Below are 1,765 nucleotides of genomic sequence, written 5' to 3' on the forward strand. Positions count from 1 at the left end.
ACGAATATTTGCTGAAGGTAGCTTAAAAGCTGCAGAATATATCGTGACAAAAACTCACGGATTATGTGATGTAAATGACATTTTAGAGGTGAATTATAATGAGTAAAATTAATGTTGGTATCGTTGGATACGGGAATTTAGGTCAAGGTGTAGAGACGAGTCTTTCTTATAACGACGACTTTAATTTAATCGGGGTATTTACTCGTCGTGATCCAAAGTCTTTAAACACGAAAGCATACCATGTTGACGATATATTAGACCTTAAAGAAGATATCGATATTCTTATATTATGTGGTGGATCTAAGAATGACATCCCAGAAACGAGAGAATTTTACAGTACTCACTTCTCTACAGTCGATTGTTATGATAACCACAAAGATTTACTCAACCATTATAATATTTTAGATAAAATCACAAAGAACAATGAAAACGTATCGATTATTGGTACAGGTTGGGACCCTGGAGTGTTCTCTGTACAAAAACTCTACAGTGAATCTTTTTTACCAAATGGTGAAACATATACATTTTATGGTCCTGGACTTTCTCAAGGGCATAGTGACGCTGTTAGACAAGTAGATGGTGTGAAATACGGCGCGCAATATACACTTCCAAACGATTACCTCGTAAAAGACATCGAAGACGGTAAAGAAGTGAATTATACAAAAGAATCTGCACATATTCGTGACGTATATATCGTGAGTGATAATTCTAGAAATGATGAAGATATTAAAAATGATATTATTAACATGCCAGACTACTTTAAAGGCTATGAAACGAATGTCTACTTTATTTCTGAAGATGAATTTAAAGAACACCACCAAAATTTAAATCACGGTGGCTATGTCTTAAGACGAGGGTTTACGAACAACAATCAAGCAACCTATAAAATAGAATTAAACTTAGACAGTAACCCAGAATTTACAGCATCTGTCGCAGTTGCCTCTGCACGTGCGGCATATAGATTTTTAAAAGATAAAAACTTCGGTGCGAAATCATTATTCGACGTTCCACCAAGCTACTTATCAAGACTTACAACTGAAGAAATGATTCAGTCATTACTATAAGTCCTACATATGTAGGGCTTTTTTTATACAAAAAAACACCACACATTGCTGTGTGGTGTAAACATCGATCAATAATTACTTATTCAATTATTTTTCTTCGTTTTCTTTACGTCTTCAAGTAGATACTAGTTGTATACTCCCGGCCGGGATCGAACCGGCACTCCTAAGAATCGGATTTTGAGTCCGACGCGTCTGCCTATTCCGCCACGGGAGCTTAATTTAAATAAAAAAAATAAGACTTAATATAGTCTTACCAAAAATATGGAGCGGAGAGCTGGATTTAAACCAACGACTTACTTCAGGAAGAAGTATGTTATAAACAACTTAACTATCTCCGCATATATAAAATTGAAAGAAGGCGCCTACCGGATTTGAACCGGTGGTAGAGGATTTGCAGTCCTCGGCCTTACCACTTGGCTAAGGCGCCAAACTACTGGGCTGAAAGGATTCGAACCTTTGCATGACGGAGCCAAAATCCGTTGCCTTACCGCTTGGCTACAGCCCAATATGGGGCGACTGATGGGATTCGAACCCACGCATGCCGGAGCCACAATCCAGTGCGTTAACCACTTCGCCACAATCGCCGTCGTACAGGGGTAGTAGGAATCGAACCCACATCAAAGGTTTTGGAGACCTCTATATTACCATTATACGATACCCCTATAAATGGAAGGGGGCAGATTCGAACTGCCGAACCCGAA

Annotated in this window: 1 protein-coding gene and 6 tRNA genes; 1 reads left to right on the plus strand and 6 read right to left on the minus strand. The window is 38.5% G+C overall.

What is annotated here, in order from left to right; all coding sequences use genetic code 11:
- Positions 1 to 98 precede the first annotated feature (98 nt).
- Complete coding sequence (locus HMPREF3029_RS06670) at positions 99 to 1,064, plus strand: diaminopimelate dehydrogenase (protein WP_070710232.1); 966 nt, start codon at positions 99 to 101, stop codon at positions 1,062 to 1,064.
- Positions 1,065 to 1,198: 134 nt separating this feature from the next.
- Here the strand turns inward: HMPREF3029_RS06670 and HMPREF3029_RS06675 are convergent.
- The 6 genes from HMPREF3029_RS06675 to HMPREF3029_RS06700 form a co-directional block, all read right to left on the minus strand.
- Positions 1,199 to 1,278, minus strand: a tRNA-Leu gene (locus tag HMPREF3029_RS06675).
- Between the two features lie 48 nt (positions 1,279 to 1,326).
- Positions 1,327 to 1,402 (minus strand) — tRNA-Gly (locus HMPREF3029_RS06680).
- Between the two features lie 18 nt (positions 1,403 to 1,420).
- Positions 1,421 to 1,491, minus strand: a tRNA-Cys gene (locus HMPREF3029_RS06685).
- A 6-nt stretch (positions 1,492 to 1,497) separates the two neighbouring features.
- Positions 1,498 to 1,569: transfer RNA gene (locus tag HMPREF3029_RS06690), tRNA-Gln, on the minus strand.
- Between the two features lie 3 nt (positions 1,570 to 1,572).
- Positions 1,573 to 1,648 (minus strand) — tRNA-His (locus HMPREF3029_RS06695).
- Between the two features lie 7 nt (positions 1,649 to 1,655).
- Positions 1,656 to 1,726 (minus strand) — tRNA-Trp (locus HMPREF3029_RS06700).
- Between the last annotated feature and the right edge of the window lie 39 nt (positions 1,727 to 1,765).

Origin of the sequence: Nosocomiicoccus sp. HMSC059G07 (assembly GCF_001815515.1) — a bacterium.
Classification (GTDB): Bacteria; Bacillota; Bacilli; order Staphylococcales; family Salinicoccaceae; genus Nosocomiicoccus; species Nosocomiicoccus ampullae_A.